The organism is Corynebacterium sp. 1103A, from assembly GCF_055700955.1.
The window spans coordinates 49,342-71,413 of the sequence record NZ_JASTTF010000015.1 but is presented as its reverse complement, the minus strand read 5'-3'; the positions used below and the strand labels follow the sequence as shown (position 1 = coordinate 71,413).

Below are 22,072 nucleotides of genomic sequence, written 5' to 3'. Positions count from 1 at the left end.
CCGGTCCCTGACACCAGCACAGCTCTAGCCCACTGATTCAGGAAGGACAGATACACCACTTTCTCGGACTTGACCGAGTTTTCACCGAGGAAGAATTCGACCAGGCCTGGGAGCATGCGCTCAAGGCCGGTCGCTACTCGTCCAACATCCTGCTGGAAGAATTCGTCTCCGGCGTAGAGCTCCGCGCCTTTGTTGTCGGGACTCGGGTTGTTAGCCTGGTCGCTCGTTTACAGCCTTTTGTGGTGGGCGACGGCACAACATCCGTTAACGGCCTAATTGACGCCCTGAACGAAAAGCGGTCAGTCAATTACCGTGCATTCAAAATGCCGCTGAAGGTAAATTGGCCTTTCGTCGGGAAGCAAGGACATGACGAGGCTTCCGTTCCGGACAATGGTGAGATTGTTTTCCTCAATCCTTTTAACATCCCTTCCGTGGGTGGGCTATTGCTAGACGTGACAGACGTCGTCGCACCGCAGATCAAGGACATCGCCCAGCGAGCTGTGGCAACGATTCCGGGGCTGGAGACCGCCGGCGTCGACCTGCTCGTCGATGACCTCAAAGACGAAAATACTGCCTCCATCATCGAGATCAATACCGCCGCTGCGCTTGACCTGCACCGCTACCCCACCCACGGTGGTAATGCACGCGCGATCGAGGTAGACATCGTGGACTTTTTCCACGAGCAGTACAAGAAATCGCTAGCTAACAACGCCTAAGCACCGGCATTAGGGCACTGCGCGGCAGTAGCCCTCCGGCGACAGGTCGGCTCTGGGATTATCTCTATTCGCCATTCCACCCGGGCTTCGTGTAGGCGCTGAAGAAGGTGAAGGCGGTTAGGGGATGCGCTTTGTAGCGCGCGTGGACGCGCACCCGGAGGCGGTCCTTCCTCTCGATACCGGAAAACGTCACCCTGTTGCTCTCGGCGAACGCGGAACTGTCCATGAGCTCTCCACCTGCTGAATACAGCTCGTATGCGAACTCCAACGGTTTTCGCACCGTTCCGAAGGCCCTCACGGTTGCGGTGATCTGCCCAGGCGACACTTGTAGTGGCACCTGGAAAATTGGGTGGCGCTGCACCTCGCGGACGCCGTTAAAGCTGCCGGCTACACGGTTTCTGAACTGGCCGAGCATCCCCATGGGAGAGGAATTAAACACGACAACCGTGGGTTTCGTGCGCGGCAGGACAGCGTCACGGATACTAGACAGTTTGGCGACCAGCGTCGTCGGTGGGGTCAAACCTTGGTCGATCTGGTCATGGAGCTTCTCCAAGACCCCACCGCCTAGGCATTCCTGACCATTCGGCAGCGATTGCAGGTCTTGGAGCAACTCTTTGGCTTCGTTCTTGGCTCGGAAGTTAGGTTCAAACGTGTTGAGGTTCTTTACCAACTTGGGCACTCGTGCGTTCGCTTCCTGCCGGTTCGCTAGGGCACGTTCTTCATTCTTAAAGAACTTGTCAAGCATGGGTCCCTCTTCCGGCACCTGCCAGGAAAAGCGACTTGCTACTTGCGCAAGTTTGTCGGCCGGCCATCCCCCATTGTCAAAACGTAGGGCGTTCAGTTTGGAATCCAGCATCTCCACGAGATCGAAGACGATCTGATCTTCGCGCATCTTCCGATTGCCTAAGAGCTTTCCGGCTTGGTAGAACTCGGGCTGGCTCAGGATGAGAAGGGGAATTTGCCCGTTTGCTGCGGATTCCCGGACATGGCCAAAGTGGGAGCGGTTCCGGAAAATGGAGTACCTATGTTGCAGGCCATCTTCTACCTGGGTTTCTCCTAGGTCCTCGAGCAGACCGCGCAGCGATTGCCTTTGCACATCTTTTTGCTCACTGTTCAGCAGTCCCGCCCCATAAACATCGTCAACGACTAGGCCTAGATCTTGGGAAAGCGACGAGGACGTATTTCCCCATTTCCCGTAGGAGGGCAGAGACGTGACGGCCTTGAAACCGCGGAAGGTTTCTCCACCGGCCCCGCGCAGTTCGATGTTCGTACCGAGCTGTCGGTAATACGACTTTCGTGCCTTAAATCCAAAGTTTTTCCCCGCCCGGAATTGCTGCCACAGGGCCAGAGACCCCTCGAAGCTCAGCGGCACGTAGTCGTACCCAAACGGCTTCGACCACGTCATTTTGTATTCTTCGGCGATGGCCGCCGCCACATAAAGATCCTGCCGCAGCAGAGGTCGGGAGGAAGCCGGGGTCCAAGTTTCGGGGTTCATGGACGTGACGCTAAATTCGCCCGCCAGATTGGCGGCCGCGAGGAAAGCCATGACCAAGCGGGAGTCTCGCCCACCGGAAAGATTGATGTGGCGCTGGTCAACGGGCAGTTCCATGGCGGTCTGCAGCTGCGATATCGCCTTCTGAGCGCCTCGTTCGATAAGTTCCTCGTAAGAGCTGTTCTCTACCGCGGCGGACCTTTTGGTTACCGACCACCCTTTTTCATCCACGAACAACACTTCCCGCGGCAACAGCACCCTGGTGTCTTCGCTCAGCGCGTGGTTGGACTGCATGGTGTTACCGAACGCGTGATTGGTCCCCAAGATAGCCTGGGCCTGGACCGGGTCTACGGCGTTTTTGGCCCCGTGCTGCGCCGCCTCAAAAGCAATGGCACTCGCACTCGAGCCGACCAAAAGGGTGTCATCCCCCTCCCCGTTTTTGATCGCACGATAATAGACCGGCTGGTAGCCAAAAGGATCGGCTGCAACTACCCAGGCGCGTTCGCTAGAAGAATAAAACACGCCGCACCACTCGCCCGTCGAGTCTTCGGCTTCGTCCAAGCTGAAATCTCCGGGCAGCTGCTCTATCCCGTCGGAGATAACGTTCCGTATCGGGGAGGTCAGGATCCCGTAGAGGTTAGTGCACTTGAACCCGCCCGCGTACCGAACTTTCCGGTCATTGTCGCGGTTAGGGATGCTTCGAAACGTGAAGCAGATGTCCTTGACGGCGTTTTCTAATTCCATGTCGAATTGTCCTTTTGAACTGTTGGGAGGTGGTGGGTGGCAACAAACGGGACAAATCTAACCCTCGATGACCACGTTCGGAGGCTGATAAGCCGCGGTGACTTCCTGGAGGTACTCGTGCGCGGGGTCTTTGTTGTCCTTGCCCATCAGGCGTGCCCACTCGTGGTACTGGGGAGAAACGACGTCGGTGGGGCCGTCGGCGATGATGTGTCCCTTGCTAATCCAGATGCAGCGCTTACAGTTCTTCTCGACCTGCCCGATGGAGTGGGAGACGAGGAAGAGGTTGCCGGCGCGCTCTAGGACCTCGGCCATGCGCGCCTTGGCCTTGGCGCCAAAGGCGGCGTCGCCGGTGGAAAGGGCCTCGTCGATGAGGAGGATATCCGGCTTGACGGCGGTGGAGATGGCAAAGCCCAGGCGGGAGCTCATGCCGGAGGAATAGGTCGACATGGGGCGTTTGATGGCATCGCCTAGCTCGGTCCACTCGGCGATGAGCGGGATCTGCGCGCGGGCCTCGTCCGGCTTCATGCCCAGGGCCAGGCAGCCCAGGTAAATGTTTGTCTCCCCGGACAGCGACTTTTGCAGGGCGGGGCTGACGCCCATGAGCATCGGCTGCGAACGCACCAGGATTTTACCGCTGGTGGGCGACTCGCCCCCGGCGATGAGGTTGAGCAAGGTAGATTTGCCGGAGCCGTTTAGGCCGATGATGCCGACCGACTCGCCGGGCGCGGCAACCAAGGAGGCATCGGTCAGCGCGTCGACGACCATCTTGTTTTTGCCTGCCCGCACGGTACGGGCGTCGTCGGAGCGGGACTGGCTGATGACGTAGCGCTTGGAGACGTTCTGGACGACGACGTTGGCTTCCTCCACGTAGTCGACTGCACCGTCAGCGTCTGCTTGGTCGGTCTTATGCAAGTCGGACATATTTGTGCTCCGCTCCCCAGAAGTAGATAAAACCCACCACGAAGGTGCCGAAGGTCCAGGCCAGTAAGGTCAGCCAGGTGGAAAGGTCCGGGCAGGTGCCATAGATGGTGGAATTACGAATCGCCATGAGAAAGATATACGCCGGGTTGTGCGACATTACTTCCTGGACGACCGGCGTGTGCGAGAAACGATCCAGCGAGAACATCACGCCGGACAGGAAAAACCAGGCCTGCGTAACAATCCCCATCAGCGCCTTGACGTCGGGGATTTCCGCGGTCAGGCGCGCCGAAATCATCATCAGCCCGCAGCCGAAGATGTGCAGCATCAGGTAGAGCGGCACCACCAGGATGATGGTCCAGTTAGGTGGCGTTCCCCACTGCGCCAAGAAGGCCAGGATCATGCCGATGAGTGCGGGCAGGAGGTTATCGATGCCGGCGCGCAGGGTCTGCGAAAACGCCAGCGAGGCCCGCGGGAAGGCAAAGGTGCGGATCATCCCGCGGGACTTGGTAATCAGGCCGCTTCCGGCGGAGAACAGGCCGGTAATCATGCGCATGAACATGATGCCGAGGATGAGGTAGCCAATGAAGTTCTCGATTCCGCGGGAGGTCTTAAACAGGTAGCCGAACAGGAAGCCGTAGAAGGCCACGTCCAGGATCGGGTTGGCCACCAGCCACAGCTTCCACAGGCGGTAGTCGCGCGTGGAGCGCAGGGCCTTGGAGCGGGCTTCCGCGATGACGAAAAAGCGGCGCTCCCAGAGCTGCTGGAGGTAGGTCGACAGGCTGGGTCGGGGGTTGAGCGGTTTCAGTCCCTCCGGGGACACGATCTGGACCGGGCCGTCGGAATGGGTGATCTGATCATTGAGCTTTAGGAAATAATCGACGCTCCGGGAGTTCACCCGCTTTCGGTGACGACTCATTTACTTCGGCCCCCTTTCCGTTGCCTCATTGACTTAACGTACCTCTTTGTCTTCACTTGAAACTTCAACCAGCCTAGTCAATTTCCCTTAGCAAATGATAAAGCGTTTTTACTATCGCATCCGTGTCGCCGGATTGGCTGCGATAGTCCAGTGACAGCCCCGACAGCGGCGAGTCGGCGGTGACGATCCCCCACACGGGCGTGGTGGACGCAGAATAATCGGAGTACTTCGACGGCAGGAACGGGTTGACAGTAAAGGCGGACCCAGTCGTCTTCGCGTCGTTGACCAGCAGCACGTCGTAGTCCTCCGTAGTAGCCAAAAAGTCCAGGTAATCCGCATAAGGGTAGGCGCGCACATCGACGGGAGCACCTGGCGCCTCGGCGGCCTGCTGCCACCGGAGGGCATCGACAGCCGCAGGGTCGCCGCAATAGATATGCAGGACAAAGCGCTGGCGCGCGTTATCCGGCAGGGTGGCCAGCGCCTGCAGAACCGGGCCCATGCCGCGGTTGGCGTAGAAGTTGCCGAAGTAGGCGATGTTGATTTTGCCCGGGACTGCCTGGGCCCGCGAGGTACCCAAGGAAAACAGCTCGCGCGGCGGCGGGGTGTGCGGCCGGATGACGGACTTCGCCCGGGCTTCTTCTTGTAACCCCTCCGGGTACGGGCCCAGCATGACCTCGCGCTGGTTGGAGTTGGTAAAGACCAGACGGTCGGCATGGAGGAGGGTTACGGCCTCCGTTAGGGCGAAGTGGGTCTCCAGGGTAATCCCCGGCCACCGGCTGGACGAGACCGCCCGCCGCAGCTGCAGCGTGGTCAGCCCCGGGGTGATAGCACCCTCCCGCGGCTGGCCATCAACGCCGAAGCGCAGGGGATCGGAAAACTCCGCCTCCCAGTAAAGCCCCGGGTGCTTCAGTTTGACTAGGGCTGCGGCCACGTGGGAACCGGACCACAAGGCACGCGAGTATATCTCCTCGTAAGGCTCAGCGGATGTCATCCGCTTGCCGGCCACCCGCGCGGCCTTCCGCGCGAAGCTGGATATCAGCGGCCACGCCGCGAAGGAAGGATCGACCCGGATTTCGGTGTGCTGAGCCAGGTAGGGCTCGACGATAAGCTGCGTGGAGGGATCCTTGTCCCGCACGCGGGACATATCCGCAAAGATGGCGTCGACCAGCTCGCCGCGTGCGGCGATGTGCTTGGCCACGACGTTGGCCGCGGTATCCGCATACGGCGGGAAGCAATAGGAGATCACCAGCCGGCGAGCCTTCTTCCTGCGCAACTCTGCCCACGGCAGGCCCGGCACCTTGAGGTCTACTGCCTCCGCGATTGCGCGGTCCACGTCCCCCGGGTTGGTTTTCAGGTAATCGCGGACGAAGGAGAACTGGGCGGCCTCCAGGCTCTCGCGCGCCTGGGCGGAGGCCTCCGGGACTTTGATGCCGCGCAGGCTAGCGATGCAGGCCAGGCGCTGGCGCACGCTGAATTCGTACGAGCTGGTCTGCCGGCTGACCGACCCGGCGCGCTGGGTACGCAGGTAGGCGGTCCCGGCGTGCTCCTGCGGTACGCGCAAGGCCAGGTCCGGGTGCTTTAGCAGGTGCGCGAAGAAGACCACGTCCTCGCCGGAGTCCAGGTTTTCGGCGTAACGGTAGCGGGTCAGGACCGCGCTGGGGACCACCTTGCAGGCGTTAAAGCCCAGGGACCAGGCGGTGCCGCGCGCAAGCTGCGTGGTCCCCGCCAGGGCTTTGATGCGCACGCCCAGGCTCGTGGATTCCTCGCGCAGCCCGGCGCGCACGTCCACTATGGGCAGCAGCGCGCAGACTCCCGGCCCGGCCATGGCCAACCCCACCTCGAGGAAACGCGGCTCGAGGCAGTCGTCATCGTCGAGGAAGGTGACGTATTCCCGCCGCACCGCGGCCAGGCCGAGGTTGCGGGCGCGGCTGGCGCCTGGGGCATCGCTAGTCAACACCCGCAGGTTCAGCCCCGGGTGTTCCGCGCGCGCCTGGGCTAGCACCTCGTAGCTGCCGTCGGCCGGACCGTTCAGCACCACGATGACCTCGAAGAGCTCCGGCGCAAGCGTCTGGGCCGACAGGGATGCCACCATGGCCGGCAAACGCTGGCAGCCCTGGTATGAGGGCACGATGACGCTGATGCCCGGCTGGAATGCTCCGCGGCTCATCGCAGCTTCTCCAATCCCTTGTAGAGGTAGGCCACGAGCGTGGCCGGTAGGTACTGTTTGATGGGCTTGGCCAGCGGCACCACCTTTTTAACCACCAGCGAGCCCAGGCTGGGCTCCGACAGCGTCGGCTCGGTAGGCTTCGGATCGCGCTCCACGCCAGTCCCTGCCTGGGCGGCCAGCCCCCGCACGAAGTCCTCGCTGGAGCGAGTCGGGCCCAAAGTCGTGCCCAGGCGCAGGCGCAACCAACCTTCGTCAGCGTCAAACCCGGTCACGCACACCTGCTCTTCAGGAACGTCTGCCCGCAGCAGCCCCACCATCCGCGCCACGTGTTCGTGATCTACCCAGAACTCCGCTTGCTCGTGGCCGGTGCTGAGCCACCGAGAGACGGCGTCCAGGGTGAGCGGCTCGGGAGTGTTGACCAAAATGAGCCGGCCGCCCTCGGCGGGCCACGTGTCTGGAAGCCCGGACAGGAAGATGGCATCCCCGGCCACGGATGCCAGGGAGACCGGTGCCTCGGAGTCATCCAGCACGACGACTGGCCGCACGGGTTGCGCGGTGGACCGCTCTGGGGCTTGGGTGTTAGTGCCGTATGCCGCCTGGTAGGCGTCTAGTCTGCTGATACGCATGGTGAATGTGCCGCCTACCTGGTCGATTTCTGCGGGTTGCGCTTCATGCGGGCGTTGTTGCGCTCGATCCGGTCGAGGATGTCGAGCAGGTTGTCCGGCACCACCTCGTCGCGCTGGTGCTCGACCCAGGCCCTGCCGGCCTCCCCGACCTGGAGCATCTCCGGGTTCTGAGCGAGGCTAAGCCACAGGTCCGCCAGGGCCTGTGGGTTCTCCGGCTCCACGACGTGGCCGGCGTGCAGCTGATGGATGAGCGAGGCGGCCTCCCCAGCCACGGCCGCGCTGATGTGGACGCCTAACTGCATGAGCTCGTAGGTCTTGGACGGGATGGCGCGCTCCAGGGCGTCCCAATCGGTCAGGTGCACCAGGGCGGTATCCGCCCACTCGTAGTATTCCCGGAGCTGATCGGCCGGCAGCCGGTGGTGAAATTCGACGTCGAGGCCCAATTCTTCCGCGCGCTCGTTCAGAGCGAACCAGGTAGCGCCATCACCGATCATGCGCAGGTGCACTTCCAGGCCCTTGTCTCGGGCAATCTTGGTGGCCGCCAGGGCGTTTTCCAGCTTCTGTGCCCGCCCCAGCGTGCCGGCGTACAGCACGTTCAGTCCGCCTTCTCGCGGTGCCTTGACCTGCCGGTCGTAGTCCGACCGGGGCGCGAAGACGTTGCGGATGGTGGTCAATTCCGGTTTCGGCCCCGGCATAGTCCGGGCGAAGTAGTTGGCCAGGTAGTCGCTCTCCCGCTGGGTGGTGGTGATGACCCCGGCCGACTTGCGCAGCGCCGAGTACATAACTTTCTCGGTGGCCTTGGTCAGCACTTGCAGCGGGCCGCGGCTCAAGATCTTTTCGCGCAGGGTCCTCCGGCCCGTCCCGGAATTCCAGTCGCGGCTCTCGCGCAGCAGGTCCGGCCAGGCGTCACGCAGGTCGATGACGTAGGGCACGCGGTGGATCCCCGCCACCAGCCGCGTCACCGCCGAGGTCGGCAGGGCCGGCACGGTACCGATGACCAAGTCCGGCCGCAGCTTGCGGACCTGGTGCGAGGAGTTCAGGTGCATCAGCACCATCGATGCCGCCACCGAAGCCTGGTTGAAGATCCGCTGCGTCAGCGAGCGACCCGCGGGAAAGAATCCCGAGCGGATGACCCGCTCCCCTGCGGGACCTTCCTCGGCGTGGCGCGCGGAACGGAAGCTGCGCTGGTCCACCCACTGCCGGAGCGGAATCTTGCGCTGGTAGTGCGGGGGCGGCGCGATGACGGTGATCTGGTGCCCGTTGCGAATCAGGATCCGCGAAAGCCACGCCCACCGCCGCTGCGGTACCCCGTTTTCCGGATACCAATACTGGGAAAGGACAAGGATCTTCACGGCAAACTAGGTGCTTTCTCTCACGGCGGGATGTCGGGATCTCTGCGACTCCGGGCTCTCGGCCCAGGGGATCTAAGATTATCTAGATTTCTTGGTAGCCACTTTGTCTACTTTACTTCCGATTGCTCGCTCGGAAAGCTCAATTCAGCACTCCGAAGGAAAAACGGGAGAGATTTGCCGAAGCGGCGCACCCCCAGCCCCACCACGCGGTAGCCGTCCGGGAGGAAAACCTCCACCGTGCTTGACCCGCTCCCCGGCCGGGAGTCCAGGTACTTGTAGTAGCCCACCTCCGCTTGCACGGACTTCGGCACGCCCGGCAACGAGGCGCCGCTGGGGACCGGATGGGCGTCCGCAGTCTGGATGTCCAAGGTGACCAGCCCTTGGTGGGGCCGGGCAGTCGGCGCGAAAATATGGTCAAGCTCCAGGCGGAAGGACTGCAACGGCCGGGGCATTTCTAGCCGGGCTGCTGTCCACACCAGAGTGGGCCGGGGCAGGGCATTGGCAGTGCGCTCGTCCACGACCAGCGGCGCCACCGTGGGGAACAGGCGCTCCAGGGTGTCGCCGTCCTCGAAACGCGGGTATTTGGACATCGCCTTGGCCAGGCTCGACATGGAGGGCCCGTCCTTGGCGCGCAAGGCGTTGTCCTGGGACAGGTGGTTGAAGCGGAAATAGCCCAGCTTGCGCGAATCCAGGATGACCGGGCTCTTCCGGTCCACCATGTTGTGTGGGGCCGGGCGGGGAGATTGCAGCTTCCCGTCCTCGCCAAACTGGCAGACGTACATCAGCCCCATGGAATTCATGGGGAAATGCGCCTGCCGCAGGTTCGTCACGCGCCCCCGGTGGAGGATGCCCTCCACCCCGAGCGGCAAGCTGACGGCCATCCCGCAGTACTCCGGTCGCACGTAGCGCGCCATGGTGGCGAAGTACTCGGTGCTCAGCACGTCGTCATCGTCGAGCCGGTACTGTCCGAAGGCCTCGCCTGCGGCCACGTGCTCGCGCGCGATATCTGCCAACGGGGTCCCGGCCTTGCCGTCGGGCCGCTTATCGAGGTGCAGAAAATCGTAGCGCTGCGCCGCCGCGGCGAGACTGCGCTGGTATTTTTCCGGCAGAGACTCCGAGTAGGAGACCACGTGCACCACGTCGAAATCCCGCGCGGCCGCGGCCAAGGACGGCAGCGTGTGCTGGATGAAGATCTCCTCCCGCAGGTCCAAGCGGGCCGGGGCGTAGAGTTCTTTCTTGTAATTCTCCACGCTCTTGGCGGATTTGGCGCCTGTGGTCGCGGCGCCGTCCTGCTGGGTCAGCCGCCACGACGTCGAGGTCGGGTTGAACAGGCTGTACCGCGTGCGTCCGATGAAAAACATGTTGTGCTTTCCCTGCCCTAGTCCTCGTCTGCTTCCTGGCCCACGAAGACGTGGTCCCGGTTGAGCCCGTAGCTTTCCACGATCCCGTTGCGCTTGAGCGCCGAGGCCTCCACGTCCCAGGTGTGCCCGTGGGCGGCGCGGACCTGGATGTAGTTGAAACGGTCGGCCGAGTAAATCCTGCCGCCCGCGGCGGCCACGTCGCGCAGGAACTGGGTGTCCTCGCCCCTGCCGAGCTCCCGGAAGGGATGATCCACGAAGATCTCCCGCCTGCCGGTCAGCGTCGCGCCTAAGACCAGGTTGGTCCACAGGTGCTCGCGCCACGGTTTGCGCAGCACCAGCTCATCGGTGTCGGCCAGGTACAGGTAGGACGCCTGCTTGCCCACGACCTCGGCCCCGGAATAGCGCAGGGCATTGACCTGGTCGCGCAGGTAGTCCGGCCCGTAGCAATCATCATCGTCCATCTTGGCCACGTAGTCACCGCTCGCCTCGCCTACCAGCCCGTTGAGGACCTCGCCCAGGCTCGCCTCCGCGGGAAATTCGCGGAAGAGCACACCCGCAGGGGCCTGCTCCGGGGCGGCAATCCCGTGAAGTCCCACCAGGACCTCCAGCTCGACCTCGCGCTGCGCCACGATCTGCGCCAGGGCCCCGGTCACCCGTTCCGGCCTGTTGGTAGCCATGATGACCGTGACCTTCGGCCGGCCGGTCCAGCCGTTGACCGCAGGCAGGCCTACCGCTTGGACGATCTGTTCGGCGCGGTGGGTATAGGTGTGCCCCTCCCAGATGATCCGCTGGGCCTTATGCACCATCCGGTCCCGCGCGAGCGGGGAACGCACCAGGGCCTCGATGCTCGCGGCCGCCGCATCGATGGCGTCCTCCGCCTCCTCGCCCGGCTGTTCCGCGGGGCCGTCGATGGTCAGGACCTCGCCGGAGCTGAACAGGCGGGATATCCCCTCCGCCGGCGTGGTCGCGACCGCGGTGCCGGCGGCGAGCAGCTCCACGACGCGGCGGGAAAACATGGTCGGGCTATCTGTGACGGTGTTGACGTTGAGGAAGACCTTGTAGCCGCGGTAGGCGCGGAGCATCCGGCCGTAGGGCAACGCGCCTACGACCCACTCATCAAACGGCGCCGGGAAGGTGTACTTGTCGTCCACGTCCTGGTTGCGCGAATATATGGTGAGCGCCGAATGCAGGTTGTCGCTGGCTAGCAGCCCGGCGCGCAGGATGAACTCCATCTGCCGGGCACGGTCTGGGAACTTGTGGCGGAAATAGGTTCCGGCAAAGCAGAGGTCCCCGCGCTGGTAGCGCCCGCTGACCGCGGTGCGGATGGGGTTGTGCACCCGGGGCTGGGCGGCGAAGGGGACGACCACCACGCGGCTATCCGGCAGCGCCGCCTGGTAGCGGGGCGCGCAGGCGGCATCGGTAGTAGCGACGACCTCAAAAAGCTCCGCGGAAGCGAGGAAGTCATCGAAGTGGGCCGGATCCTCCTTATTCCAGAACACCGTGGGAATGCCGGATGCCCGGCAGTGCGCGACCAACTCGCGCAGGTTGTCCGAGGGGGCGTTGCTGCCGACGACCTGGTAGCGCCAGGCCCCGGAATTTCCCTGCCAGGCGGACTCAACCAGCAGGAAATCAATACCTTCAGCGATCTCCTCGCGCCAGCTCTCCGGGGACAGTGGCACCAGGTCGAATTCCCCTCCCCAGGCCAGGTGCGAGAAATCATCCAGGATGGCGCCCACCCGGTAATGGCCAAAAGGCTTGGGCCGGGACGTGTTTTCCGGGAACTCCTCAAAACCCAGCGGATCGAAACCGCGGAGCTCGGCGCGCTTCATCTCCTCTACCCGCTGCTTATCCGCCGCGTCCTGCGAGGCCTTCAGCCGGAGATTCTCCCGGTGCTCCAGGTGCCTTCCCAGCTGCCGGAAACCGCCCTTGCGCAAGTGCCACAAGGCGGTCCGTAATTCGGAAAGGTTCATCGCTGGGCTCGTTTTCGGTTCGGGGATCGTTGGGTTTTCGGTGGGTTTCCGCTGGGTTACAGCGCCACAAAAAATGTTAACTGCGAACATCTTAAACGAAGCCCGCTCACTTCCGCAGGGTCGTGGCTTAAGCCTGCACCTGTTTTCGCGAGCGTGTACAGGGTGGAATACGTGGACGCGGCAAAGCGCTAGACTTGTGCGCATGCCTTTCGTCAGAAACTACCGGCGCTACCGCGCGGATACCGTGCTCCACCGGTCCCTCGACGATTTCTGCCACGCCACGCTCACCCCCGGCATCCAGGTCATTGGTTACGAGGACGCGCTGTTGGAACTGATGGTGGTCGACCGGCAGGCGGCCACCACCATCGTGGTCTTCCACGCCGCCGCCGACCCGGCGACGACCAGCCTGCCGCTATTTGTGGGCCAGCAGTTGACCGAAAACCTGGACGCCAACCTTATTTTTGTCTCCGATCCGATGCTGGGGCGCAGCACCGCCATCGGGTGGTTCACCGGGGCACCGTCCCTGCCCTTGCAGGACGACCTGGTCCGCGCCATTTCCCACATCCAGGACGGGCTGGGAAATGCAGAAAACCTCATCTTCTACGGCTCTTCCGCCGGGGCCTTCGCCGCGTTGTACTACTCCCACCGCTTCCCCGGTTCCCTGGCCATCGTGGCGAACCCGCAGACCACCATCGCCGGCTACTACCCCGGACACGTCAAGGCTTTCCTGGACAGCAGCTGGGCGGGCGCGCCGATTGAGGACATCCCCGCCGTCACCGACGTCACCCCGCTCTACGCCGAATCCTTCCCGAACCACGTGGCCTACCTGCAGTGCAGCGACGACGAGCTGCACCTGACCCAGCACTGCCGGCCCTGGAAGGACGCTACCGCCGACCACGCCGCGCGCCGCCGCTTCCTGGTCGGCGACTGGGGTCCGGGGCATGCCCCGCCCCCGTTTTACCTCCTCCAGGGAATCCTGGAATTCGCGGTCTCCCTGGGCGGGCATTGGGACGAGCTGCTGGCCGACGACATGTTCAGCCACAATATCACTGGCTAGCCCGCCTGCTTGGCTTTGAAGGCCTGCCAGTAGCGCAGGAACTCCGCGTTGGCTTCCGCATCCTGGGCCGAGTAGTACTCGATACCGGCCTGGTCCAGCCCCGCGGTAAGCGTGGCGTGCAGCGGCTCCGGGTAGTTGCGGTACATCCGCCCGTCTGCCTTGCGCATGAAATCGAAGTCCATGCCCCGCACGTCGCGAACGATCTGCTGGCTGAACCCGCGCACCAGCTGCCGGGCCAGGTCGGGGCGCCCTAGCCAGCTCAAGTACATCGCGGTCAGGTCCGTGGTGAAGTTGTCTCCGAACGTGAAATAAGGCTCCACGGGCATCTCGATGCGCGGGAGTGTGACCGGCGTGCCCGCCGCTGCCAGCACCGCCTCGACGAGCGCCCGCTTGCGCACCAGCTTCTCCTCCCGGGGTCCTGCCAGGGACTGCAACGAATCTGCCAGCAGATCCGGCGCGTTGTGCGCGAGCACCAAGACCGTGCCGGCCTCGGTCAGGCCCAGCGTCGGCGCCGCATTCGTCATCCCCGCCGCCGCAAACGGCGGGAACGTGAAGTTGTTCTCATAGGCGCTACCCCGCTTGAACCTGGTCGATTCCAGGATGGAGCCAAACGAGCAGTACTCCGCGCGCGTTGTGGCCGCGGTCAGCAGGGTGCCCAGGCCGATAAACGACCACGAGTTCCCCCGCAGAGGGGTGCGCACCACGTTGGTCTCCACGCGGATCGGGTCGAAGCGCTGAAAGAACTCCCGCTCGCGGCTAAACCTCCCGCCGAAATCCAACGAGACCAACTCATGGTCTTCCGGCAGCAGGTAGCGCGCCGCCAGCGAGTCAAACCCGCCGGAAAAGTTCAGCACCACCTTGCCGGGGGCAGGTTCCGCCACCCCACCCGGCGCGGCTCCCTCCCCGCCAGGCACACCTTCGGCGTTGACCTCCGCCTGCGTCCACTCGGCTATCGCCTCCCGCACACCCGCGGATACCTCGAAACCGAAATCGATGCGCTCGAAGTTCTTGCCCGTCAGCGTCGATAGCGCCAACGCCAAGCCATCACCCGTGACCGCGACATCACGATTAAACGCAAAGCTCACGCGCACCGGCCGCTGCGCCCGCGCGGGAAGCAGACGCCACAGCTGCTCCGGGCCCCATTCCGGCGGCCCCGGCAGGTCCGTGTGCACCACTAGGGCCCGCTTGGTCCACGTGTGCGGGTGAAAACTAATTCGCGAAGTCACCCCTCTAATCTACCTGCCAGAACCCACTCGCTCTTCCTTGACAATACGAAGCCAGAAAACCTCGACTGCCTGGCGATTTGTGTTATTCGGAGGTTTCCTAATATAGTTATGTCTCGTTGCAGCGAGCAGTCGTTGCTGCGAATAGATATTCCTCCATAGCTCAGTTGGCAGAGCATTCGACTGTTAATCGAAGGGTCACTGGTTCGAGCCCAGTTGGAGGAGCAAACCAAGCCCGCTGTTTACAGCGGGCTTTTCTTTTGTCTATATGCGGCGCTCCTCCTTGCCTCGTGAGGTATAAATAGAGACATCCACGCCATCTCCTATCGATGGCCGATGCCCTGTTTCCCTGCCCCTGAAAGGCCTCACAATGCGCCGCGTCTTACCCCTGATTTTCGCTTCACTTCTTTTCGTCAGCGCATGTGGAGACGAGCAAGGCAACTCTTCCGAGGCCCCCACTTCCGCCTTCTCTGCTAACAGCCCGTCGACAACTTCCAGCGAGAGCGTCAAGCCAAGCACTCCGCAGGAAACCAGTGAAGAACCGAGTTCCGAAGAACCTGCGGCACAATCCCAAGATCCCACAGCATCGGCTACGGAACCACAAGAGCCCTACGTTGTCGAGTGTCTCCCCGGGACACCGGGTCCTTCGCGGATGTCGGACGGAACCACTCAATCTACTGACTTCTGCGCCAACCAAGAAGGCGCTGAAGAGTATCGTGAGGCCGAGGCCAACGCCGGACTTCCCGATCCCGCGACCATCCCCTATGCCGACGGGGGCACGTGCCCTGCGGCAATCTGCGGATACGGCCACGATGAGAGCGGCAACCCGAACCCCTCCAGCGGTGAAATCCAAAGTTGGTGGATGAACTGCATTTCCACCAACTCGGAAGAATACTGCCGAGCGAACGATCCCTACACGAATTAGGCCGCCTGCTACCTCCCTAGCAAGTCAGCAGGCTCCACAGCACGTATGAGGCGTCCGGCTTTGCGTTACCCCCAAGTCCCCAGCAATCAGGAGTACAACCCCACTAATGGTTTCTATTCGGGGCAACCGCGTTTACCCCGTGATTACCCCCGGTATAGGGCATTGTTGCAGTATAGGGGTGTGTGAAAGCGTTTGTGGGCAAACGTAGAGTGCAATAGACATATTCGCCTGGTTTCGGTGCGGGGGCAAAACGCAAAGTGGGTGCGGCGCGTGGGTGGCTTCTATACGCTGGGCCGTACGACCTTGGATTTCGCAGTCGCGCGTTCGCGGGTGAGCCAAGGAATCTTTTCGCCGCGAGCCCGCAAGCGCGCTCAACACAGAAAGCAGGCCCATGACAACAAGTGAACAACCTGATACCCGAATAGACCTCATCTGGTTGTCCGAACAAGACATGATCGACGCCGGTGTGACGGATGCCGCCAAGTGCGTCGAAACGATGGAAGAAACCCTCATCCTGCTCGACAAGGGTGACTACCGCATGGCTGGTGCCTCCGCTAACAGCCACGGCGCGCAGATCAACTTCCCCGATGACCCGGAGTTCGAGGGTATGCCGGCCAACGGCCCCGACCGCCGCTTCATGGCCATGCCGGCCTATATCGGCGGCCGCTTCAACAACACCGGTGTGAAGTGGTACGGCTCCAACGCGGACAATCGAAACCACGGGCTGCCGCGTTCTATCCACGTCTTTGTCCTCAACGACACGGTCACGGGAGCGCCGAAGGCCATCATGTCCGCGAATTTGCTCTCCGCCTACCGCACCGGCGCCGTGCCCGCCGTGGGCGTGAAGCACCTGGCCGTGGACAATGCCGAGGAGGTCGGCATCATCGGGCCGGGCGTGATGTCGCGGACCATCCTGGCTTCCTCGATTACCCAGCGCCCGTCCATCAAGCGCGTCAAGATCAAAGGGCGCACGGCAGCCTCCACTGAGCGCACCGCGAACTACCTGCGCGAACAGCACCCGGATATTGAGTTCACCGTCGTCGACAGCGAGCAGGAGGCGGTCGAAGGTTCCGACATCCTCATCGCGGGCACCTCGACCTCCCAGGACGGCCCGCAGGGCTTCCCGTACTTCAACAAGGACTGGCTCAAGCCCGGCGCGCTGGTGCTGGCCCCAGCCGCCGCCCGCTTCGACGATGACTTCGTCGCTTCCGGCGGCGCCCGCCTCGTGGTGGACTACAAGGGCCTGTATGCCGAGTGGTTCAACGAGAACGGCCCTGACGTGACCTACGAGCGCCTGCTCGGCATCCCTGGCAACCGCTGGTGGGACATGGTGCAGGAGGGCAAGCTGGAAGAGTCCGACATTGCCAATATCGGCGCCATCGCCGACGGCCAGGCCCCCGGCCGCGCCAACGACGAGGAAATCTTCTTCTACTCCATCGGCGGCATGCCCGTCGAGGACGTCGCGTGGGCCACAGACGTCCTGGAGCAAGCCCGCGACAAGGGCTTGGGCACACCGCTCAACCTCTGGGACGTGCCGGCGCTGTCCTAGGGCGTCGGTGCCAGCCCAGCCCCATCTATGTCCCATTAATTCCCATCCCCAACTACACCCTAAGGCGTGTTTTCCACAGTGAGCTTGCAGGCTTCCTCAGTCCACGATGTCATCGACTTCATCCAGGCGGAGCAGGTCCGATACCTCGATATTCGCTTCAGCGACGTGTTCGGCGCCGAGCATGCCCTGACCGTGCCCGCCCGCCTACTGACGGAGGAGACCGCCCACGAGGGCTTCGCCTTCGACGGCTCCTCCATCCCCGGTTTCGCCACCGTTGATAAGTCGGATATGACGCTCATTCCCGATCCGGGCACGGCGTACCTCGACCCGTTCCGCGCCCACAAGACGCTGAACATGCAGTTCTTCGTCCGGGATCCCCTCTCCCAGGCCTCCTACTCCCGCGACCCACGCTCCATTGCCCAGAAGGCGGAGGCCTACCTGCAGGAGACGGGCATCGCCGATACCTGCTCCATCGGCGCGGAGGCGGAGTTCTACGTCTTCGACTCGGTCCGCTACTCCTCCGGCGTGAACCACTCCTTCCACCAGGTCGACTCCGACGAGGGCTGGTGGCGCTCGGGGGAGGAAACCATGATGGACGGCAGCCCGAACCGCGGTAACCAGATCCGCATAAACGACGGCTACTTCCCGGTTGCGCCCTACGACAAGACCATCCCGGTGCGCGACGACATCGCCTACAACCTGGAGCTCATCGGCTTTGATGTCGAGCGCTTCCACCACGAGGTCGCCACGGGCGGCATCCAGGAGGTCAACTACCGCTTCGCCGATCTTCTCAAGGCCGGCGACGACATGCAGGCCTTCAAGTACGTGGTGCGCAATACCGCGGAAAGCCACGGGCAGACAGCCACCTTCATGCCCAAGCCTTTGGCCGGCGATGGCGGCTCCGGCATGCACGCCCACCAGTCGCTGTGGAAGGACGGCAAGCCGCTCTTTTACGACGAGAACGGCTACGCCGGCCTGTCCGATACCGCTCGCTACTACATCGGCGGACTGCTCAAGCACGCACCGGCCGTGCTGGCGTTGACCAACCCCACGGTCAATTCCTACCGCCGTTTGTTCTCCGGCTTCGAAGCCCCGGTCAACCTGGCCTATTCTCAGTCCAATCGCTCCGCGGCCATCCGCATCCCCCTGAGCGGTGAAAACCCGAAGGCCAAGCGCATCGAGTTCCGCGCGCCCGATCCTTCGGCCAACCCCTACCTGGCGTTTACCGCGCAGATGATGGCCGGCCTCGACGGCATCCTCAACCGCATCGAGCCCGGCGAGCCGGTGGACAAAGACCTTTACGAGCTCGCCCCGCAGGAGCGCAAGGACATCCCCCAAGTCCCCCACTCCCTGGAGTCCTCACTCGCGGCACTCGAGGCCGACCACGAGTTCCTCACCGCCGGCGACGTCATGACCGAGGACTTCCTCGAGGCCTACGCCCGGCTCAAGTTCGACCGGGAAATCCTGCCCCTGCGACAGGGCCCGTCCCCGAAGGAATTCGAGCTGTACTACAACGTCTAATTCTTGTAAGACTACCCCGTCCCGGGCTTTGTATTCCCCAGGACAGTTGGTTACAGCACTGCCGAAGAACTGGTTTTGTGCTAAAGCAAACGCCCCACTTTTTCAAGTGGGGCGTCGCGATAAGTACGGTAAGTGTTGCGGTATGGGATCCGCTTTCCATGGGTAATGAGTCTGAGACTCGGCCCATCGGGCGCTTGCTTCTAGTCTGAGACTAAGGCTTCAGCGCCTAATTGGATCATACCCCACCCCTAAGTTCTGTCAAGGACAGCTCATGGCTTGTTTGGAGTTTCAGCAGGTCAGTTCGACAGTCTTTAAAACACGTTTCGCCCAGTGCAGCCGCAATATCTTTCGCCAATCGAGCCTTAGGTGTTTTGTCGTCGAGAAAATGCTCCAATCCATTTTCTTCAAACTTCTTTCTCGTGTGAAAGACCGCGCTAGCCAACAAATCAGCGATTTGTAGTGGAGGGCAAGTCCTAGAATCGAGACTAACTGCGGTGACCACTCGCTTGTTTCCAAACCTCTTATTTAAACCGGCTGCAAGCTCATCACCATACGAAATCCCTTCCGGGACATCAATGTCATCCACCATCAGCACACTCACTTCGCGCCGAGTTATAAGCCCTCGAAGCAACCGGTCGGTGGCAAATCGGTGTCCCTGCCACTGATCCCTGTTAGACCAGGGGTCAAAATGCCGTTTATCTAAAACAAACGCTCCAAAGGTGCACCCTGCTGACACTGCTTCCGAAAATAGCTCAGCAAGTATCGGCTCGGAATTCTTTGTCACCTTGGAAAATTTTATTTCTTCGGCTTTCGTAAAATTATTTCTATCGCGACAGGCTTTGATAGCCCTAGAGAGCTTGTCCGGATCAGAAGTCCTCACCGCTGCTGTCACAAAGTGTTTCCCGAGAGAGCCCTTACTCCCCGCCTCATCCACGAAGTACGCCACTCCCCCTGTTGACAAAGGAAGGTGGACTTGAGGAGGGCTCTTGGGAGACAAGCTATCCATGAGTTCAGTTTACCGAAGCCGTCCAGATCGAATTGTGTATTCTACCGAGTCTGAAACTCCGCAATCTCCAACACCATCAAAACCCGCCCTGGTGTGTTCTCCCAGGGCGGTGCAATAAGTCACTAGTCCTGCGGGTAGAGCCCCTTGGCGGCGCTCAGCTGCGTGGCGGGCTGGCTGGGATCGGCCGGGGCGTCGTCGTCCGGCAAGAGACCGGGGCGGACGTACTCGTCGGCGGCGTCGATGAATTCCTGCGGCGGGGCGAAGAAATTCGCGCCCGTCAGCGGGGTGGAGAAATCGAGGATGCGGTCGTAGTTGCCGCGGGGCTCGCCCAGGAACATGCGGCGCAGCATCAGCTCGGTCACGCGCACGTCGTTGGCGTAGCTCATGAAGAAGGTGCCCTGCTCGCCGGTGCCCTTGCCGAAAGCCAGGTTGTCGCGGACGATCTCAAGGGAGTTGCCGTCGGCGTCCTTCACAGAGTTCAGGAAGACGTGGCTGTTGTGCGGTTTCTCGGCGTCGTCGAACTCGATGTCCTCGGCCTTGGTGCGGCCGATGACGCGCTGCTGCTCCTCGACGCCGATTTCCTCCCAGTCCTTTAAATTGTGGGTGTATTTCTGCTCCACGATGTAGCTGCCGCCGGCCCACTGGCCCTCGGCAATCAGCGCGGCGTCGGCGCCGGCGCGCCCCTGCGGAGACTCGGTGCCGTCCACAAAGCCCAGCGGGTCGCGGAAGTCCATGTAGCGGAAGGCGTGGACCTCGTCGAGGGTCTCCACCCCGTCCCCCAACAGCCTCTTAATGCGGCGGGTCAGCTCGAAGGCGCGGTCGAATTCGTCGGAACGGATGTGGAAGAACAGGTCCCCGCCCGTCGAGGGCGCGGAGTGCTTGTCGCCCTCCAACGGCACAAAGTCGTGCAGCCCCTCCGGCTTCGGCGCGGTAGACGGGTCGAAAAGCCGGTCCCACAGCTGGGAGCCAATGCCCACCACAGCGCTCAGGTGTGAATGCGGATCACGGAAGCTGACGCCGTCGACGGTGCCGGACAGGCCGGTCAGGGCATCGATAGCCGCCTGCTCCTGCCCCTCGGGCACCTTGAGGTTGATAAAGAAGGCCACCTTGGTCTGCGGCAGGATGATCGTCTGGGAAAGCTCATAGGGTTGCATGTCCCCCAGTATAGAATGTCGGGTGCGTCCCAACCGGCGGAACGCGGCGTCAAATCCCGCAGCGGGGCGGGCACCCTAGTCAGCGGCAGACGGCGCGAAGTCCGGCAGGCGCTCGCCCAGGCCGAACAGGTTCGCGATGGCGGCCACCGAGCGCGCCGCGCCCTGGCCGTCGCCGTAGGGGTTGACCGCATTCGCCATGGCGGCGTAGGCAGCGTCGTCCTCGAGCAGGAGTCGGGCCTCCGCGATGATGAGGTCGCGGTCGGTGCCGACCAGCTTGACGGTTCCGGCCACGACGGCCTCCGGGCGCTCGGTATTCGAGCGCATCACCAGGACCGGCTTGCCCAGCGCCGGGGCCTCCTCCTGGACCCCGCCGGAGTCGGTCAGGATGATGCTCGCGCGGTTCTGCAGCTGGGTGAACTGGTCGTACGGCAGCGGATCCGTGATGATGACGTTGTCCAGATTTTCGACCTCCGGCAGCACCGCCTGGCGCACCTTCGGGTTCAGGTGCAACGGCAGGGCAAAGTAGGTGTCTGGATATTCTGTGGCCAGGTCGGCGACCGCGTCGCCGATATTCTTCATCGCGTCCAGGTTCTCCCGGCGGTGGGTGGTTACCACGACCAGGCGCTTATCCGTGGCCGCGGCGGCCTGCAGCGCCGAGTCGGCGAACTCGGTGTCCCAGCCAGCGGCCTCCAGCAGCGCGTCGATGACGGTATTGCCCGTGACCACGATGTCCTTGCTGCGGAAGTTCTCCTTGCGCAGGTTTTCCATCGCACCCTCGGTCGGCGCCAGGTGCAGGGCCGCGACCTGCCCGATGAGCCGGCGGTTGGCCTCCTCCGGGAACGGGGAGGAAATATCGCCGGTACGCAGGCCGGCCTCCAGGTGGATGACCTTGACGCCGCGGTGGAAGCCGGCCAGTGCCGCTGCCATCGCGGTGGAGGTATCCCCCTGGGAGATGATCGCGTCCGGGTTCTCCTGGGCGATGACCTCGTCTAGGCCCACCAGCGCGCGGGAGACCAGTTCGTTCAATCCCTGCCCCGGCTTCATCAGCCCCAGATCGTGGACCGGAGAGATCCCGAACATGGAGTTGACCTGCTCGAGCATCTCCTTGTGCTGGCCGGTGGACACCGGCACGGATTCAAAACGATCATCCTGGTCGAGGGCCTTGATGACCGGCGCCACCTTGATGGCTTCTGGGCGGGTACCGTAGACCGTCATGATCTTCGGGGCAGGCATTACGCTCCTTAGGCGAATTTAGGAATACAAAATAAGTAGGTTAACTAGTTAGAATCTTACCGAGGCCGAAACAATCCCGCTACCGTTATGTCGCCCGCAGGAGGGTGAATTTCGCGCGCGCTCCCCCGCCGCGCCCGCA

The 22,072-nt window shown here is 62.7% G+C and carries 17 protein-coding genes and 1 tRNA gene; 6 read left to right on the top strand and 12 right to left on the bottom strand.

The annotated features are described in order from the left end of the window. The first annotated feature begins 452 nt into the window (after positions 1-452). On the top strand, positions 453-716 hold the full coding sequence (locus tag QQS52_RS10270) for a hypothetical protein (protein WP_472773768.1): 264 nt from the start codon (positions 453-455) through the stop codon (positions 714-716). Positions 717-780: 64 nt separating this feature from the next. On the opposite strand, the gene QQS52_RS10265 is transcribed toward QQS52_RS10270, so the two are convergent. The 8 genes from QQS52_RS10265 to QQS52_RS10230 form a co-directional block, all read right to left on the bottom strand. Continuing rightward, positions 781-2,952 (bottom strand): hypothetical protein, encoded by a 2,172-nt coding sequence (locus QQS52_RS10265; protein ID WP_472773767.1) that lies wholly within the window; start codon positions 2,950-2,952, stop codon positions 781-783. A 57-nt stretch (positions 2,953-3,009) separates the two neighbouring features. Beyond that, complete coding sequence (locus tag QQS52_RS10260; RefSeq protein ID WP_472773769.1) at positions 3,010-3,717, bottom strand: ABC transporter ATP-binding protein; 708 nt, start codon at positions 3,715-3,717, stop codon at positions 3,010-3,012. A 139-nt stretch (positions 3,718-3,856) separates the two neighbouring features. After that, positions 3,857-4,789, bottom strand: coding sequence for an ABC transporter permease (locus QQS52_RS10255; protein WP_472773766.1), 933 nt, complete (start codon positions 4,787-4,789; stop codon positions 3,857-3,859). 73 nt (positions 4,790-4,862) lie between these two features. Then, complete coding sequence (locus QQS52_RS10250; RefSeq protein ID WP_472773765.1) at positions 4,863-6,956, bottom strand: glycosyltransferase; 2,094 nt, start codon at positions 6,954-6,956, stop codon at positions 4,863-4,865. Then, positions 6,953-7,582 (bottom strand): hypothetical protein, encoded by a 630-nt coding sequence (locus tag QQS52_RS10245; protein WP_472773764.1) that lies wholly within the window; start codon positions 7,580-7,582, stop codon positions 6,953-6,955. Before QQS52_RS10245 ends, QQS52_RS10250 begins: the two co-directional genes overlap by 4 nt. Positions 7,583-7,596: 14 nt before the next feature. Beyond that, complete coding sequence (locus QQS52_RS10240) at positions 7,597-8,934, bottom strand: glycosyltransferase family 4 protein (protein WP_472773763.1); 1,338 nt, start codon at positions 8,932-8,934, stop codon at positions 7,597-7,599. Between the two features lie 107 nt (positions 8,935-9,041). Beyond that, on the bottom strand, positions 9,042-10,295 hold the full coding sequence (locus QQS52_RS10235; RefSeq protein WP_472773762.1) for a glycosyltransferase: 1,254 nt from the start codon (positions 10,293-10,295) through the stop codon (positions 9,042-9,044). A 17-nt stretch (positions 10,296-10,312) separates the two neighbouring features. Then, positions 10,313-12,229, bottom strand: a complete 1,917-nt coding sequence (locus QQS52_RS10230; protein WP_472773761.1) for a glycosyltransferase family protein — start codon at positions 12,227-12,229, stop codon at positions 10,313-10,315. Between the two features lie 238 nt (positions 12,230-12,467). On the opposite strand from QQS52_RS10230, the gene QQS52_RS10225 reads away from it, so the two are divergent. Further along, positions 12,468-13,322 (top strand): hypothetical protein, encoded by an 855-nt coding sequence (locus QQS52_RS10225; RefSeq protein WP_472773760.1) that lies wholly within the window; start codon positions 12,468-12,470, stop codon positions 13,320-13,322. Here QQS52_RS10225 and QQS52_RS10220 read toward each other — a convergent pair. Continuing rightward, positions 13,319-14,548: a hypothetical protein gene (locus QQS52_RS10220; RefSeq protein ID WP_472773759.1), complete on the bottom strand. Its 1,230-nt coding sequence runs from the start codon at positions 14,546-14,548 to the stop codon at positions 13,319-13,321. The two genes, QQS52_RS10225 and QQS52_RS10220, sit on opposite strands and share 4 nt — an antisense overlap. A 149-nt stretch (positions 14,549-14,697) precedes the next feature. Between QQS52_RS10220 and QQS52_RS10215 the strand changes: the two genes are divergently transcribed. The 4 genes from QQS52_RS10215 (at position 14,698) to glnA (ending at position 18,540) form a co-directional block, all read left to right on the top strand. Beyond that, positions 14,698-14,770: transfer RNA gene (locus QQS52_RS10215), tRNA-Asn, on the top strand. Positions 14,771-15,197: 427 nt separating this feature from the next. After that, positions 15,198-15,470, top strand: coding sequence for a hypothetical protein (locus QQS52_RS10210; protein ID WP_472773758.1), 273 nt, complete (start codon positions 15,198-15,200; stop codon positions 15,468-15,470). Between the two features lie 391 nt (positions 15,471-15,861). After that, on the top strand, positions 15,862-17,019 hold the full coding sequence (locus QQS52_RS10205; protein WP_472773757.1) for a tyramine oxidase subunit B: 1,158 nt from the start codon (positions 15,862-15,864) through the stop codon (positions 17,017-17,019). Positions 17,020-17,085: 66 nt separating this feature from the next. Next, the gene (gene glnA, locus QQS52_RS10200; protein WP_472773756.1) at positions 17,086-18,540 is read left to right on the top strand and encodes a type I glutamate--ammonia ligase; all 1,455 of its coding nucleotides are present in this window, start codon (positions 17,086-17,088) and stop codon (positions 18,538-18,540) included. A gap of 235 nt (positions 18,541-18,775) precedes the next feature. On the opposite strand, the gene QQS52_RS10195 is transcribed toward glnA, so the two are convergent. The 3 genes from QQS52_RS10195 to wecB form a co-directional block, all read right to left on the bottom strand. Beyond that, entirely contained in the window at positions 18,776-19,546 is a 771-nt protein-coding gene (locus QQS52_RS10195) for a DUF3800 domain-containing protein (protein ID WP_472773755.1), read from the bottom strand. 122 nt (positions 19,547-19,668) lie between these two features. After that, the gene (locus QQS52_RS10190; protein ID WP_472773754.1) at positions 19,669-20,700 is read right to left on the bottom strand and encodes a Dyp-type peroxidase; all 1,032 of its coding nucleotides are present in this window, start codon (positions 20,698-20,700) and stop codon (positions 19,669-19,671) included. Positions 20,701-20,775: 75 nt separating this feature from the next. Continuing rightward, positions 20,776-21,933, bottom strand: coding sequence for a non-hydrolyzing UDP-N-acetylglucosamine 2-epimerase (gene wecB, locus QQS52_RS10185; protein WP_472773753.1), 1,158 nt, complete (start codon positions 21,931-21,933; stop codon positions 20,776-20,778). Between the last annotated feature and the right edge of the window lie 139 nt (positions 21,934-22,072).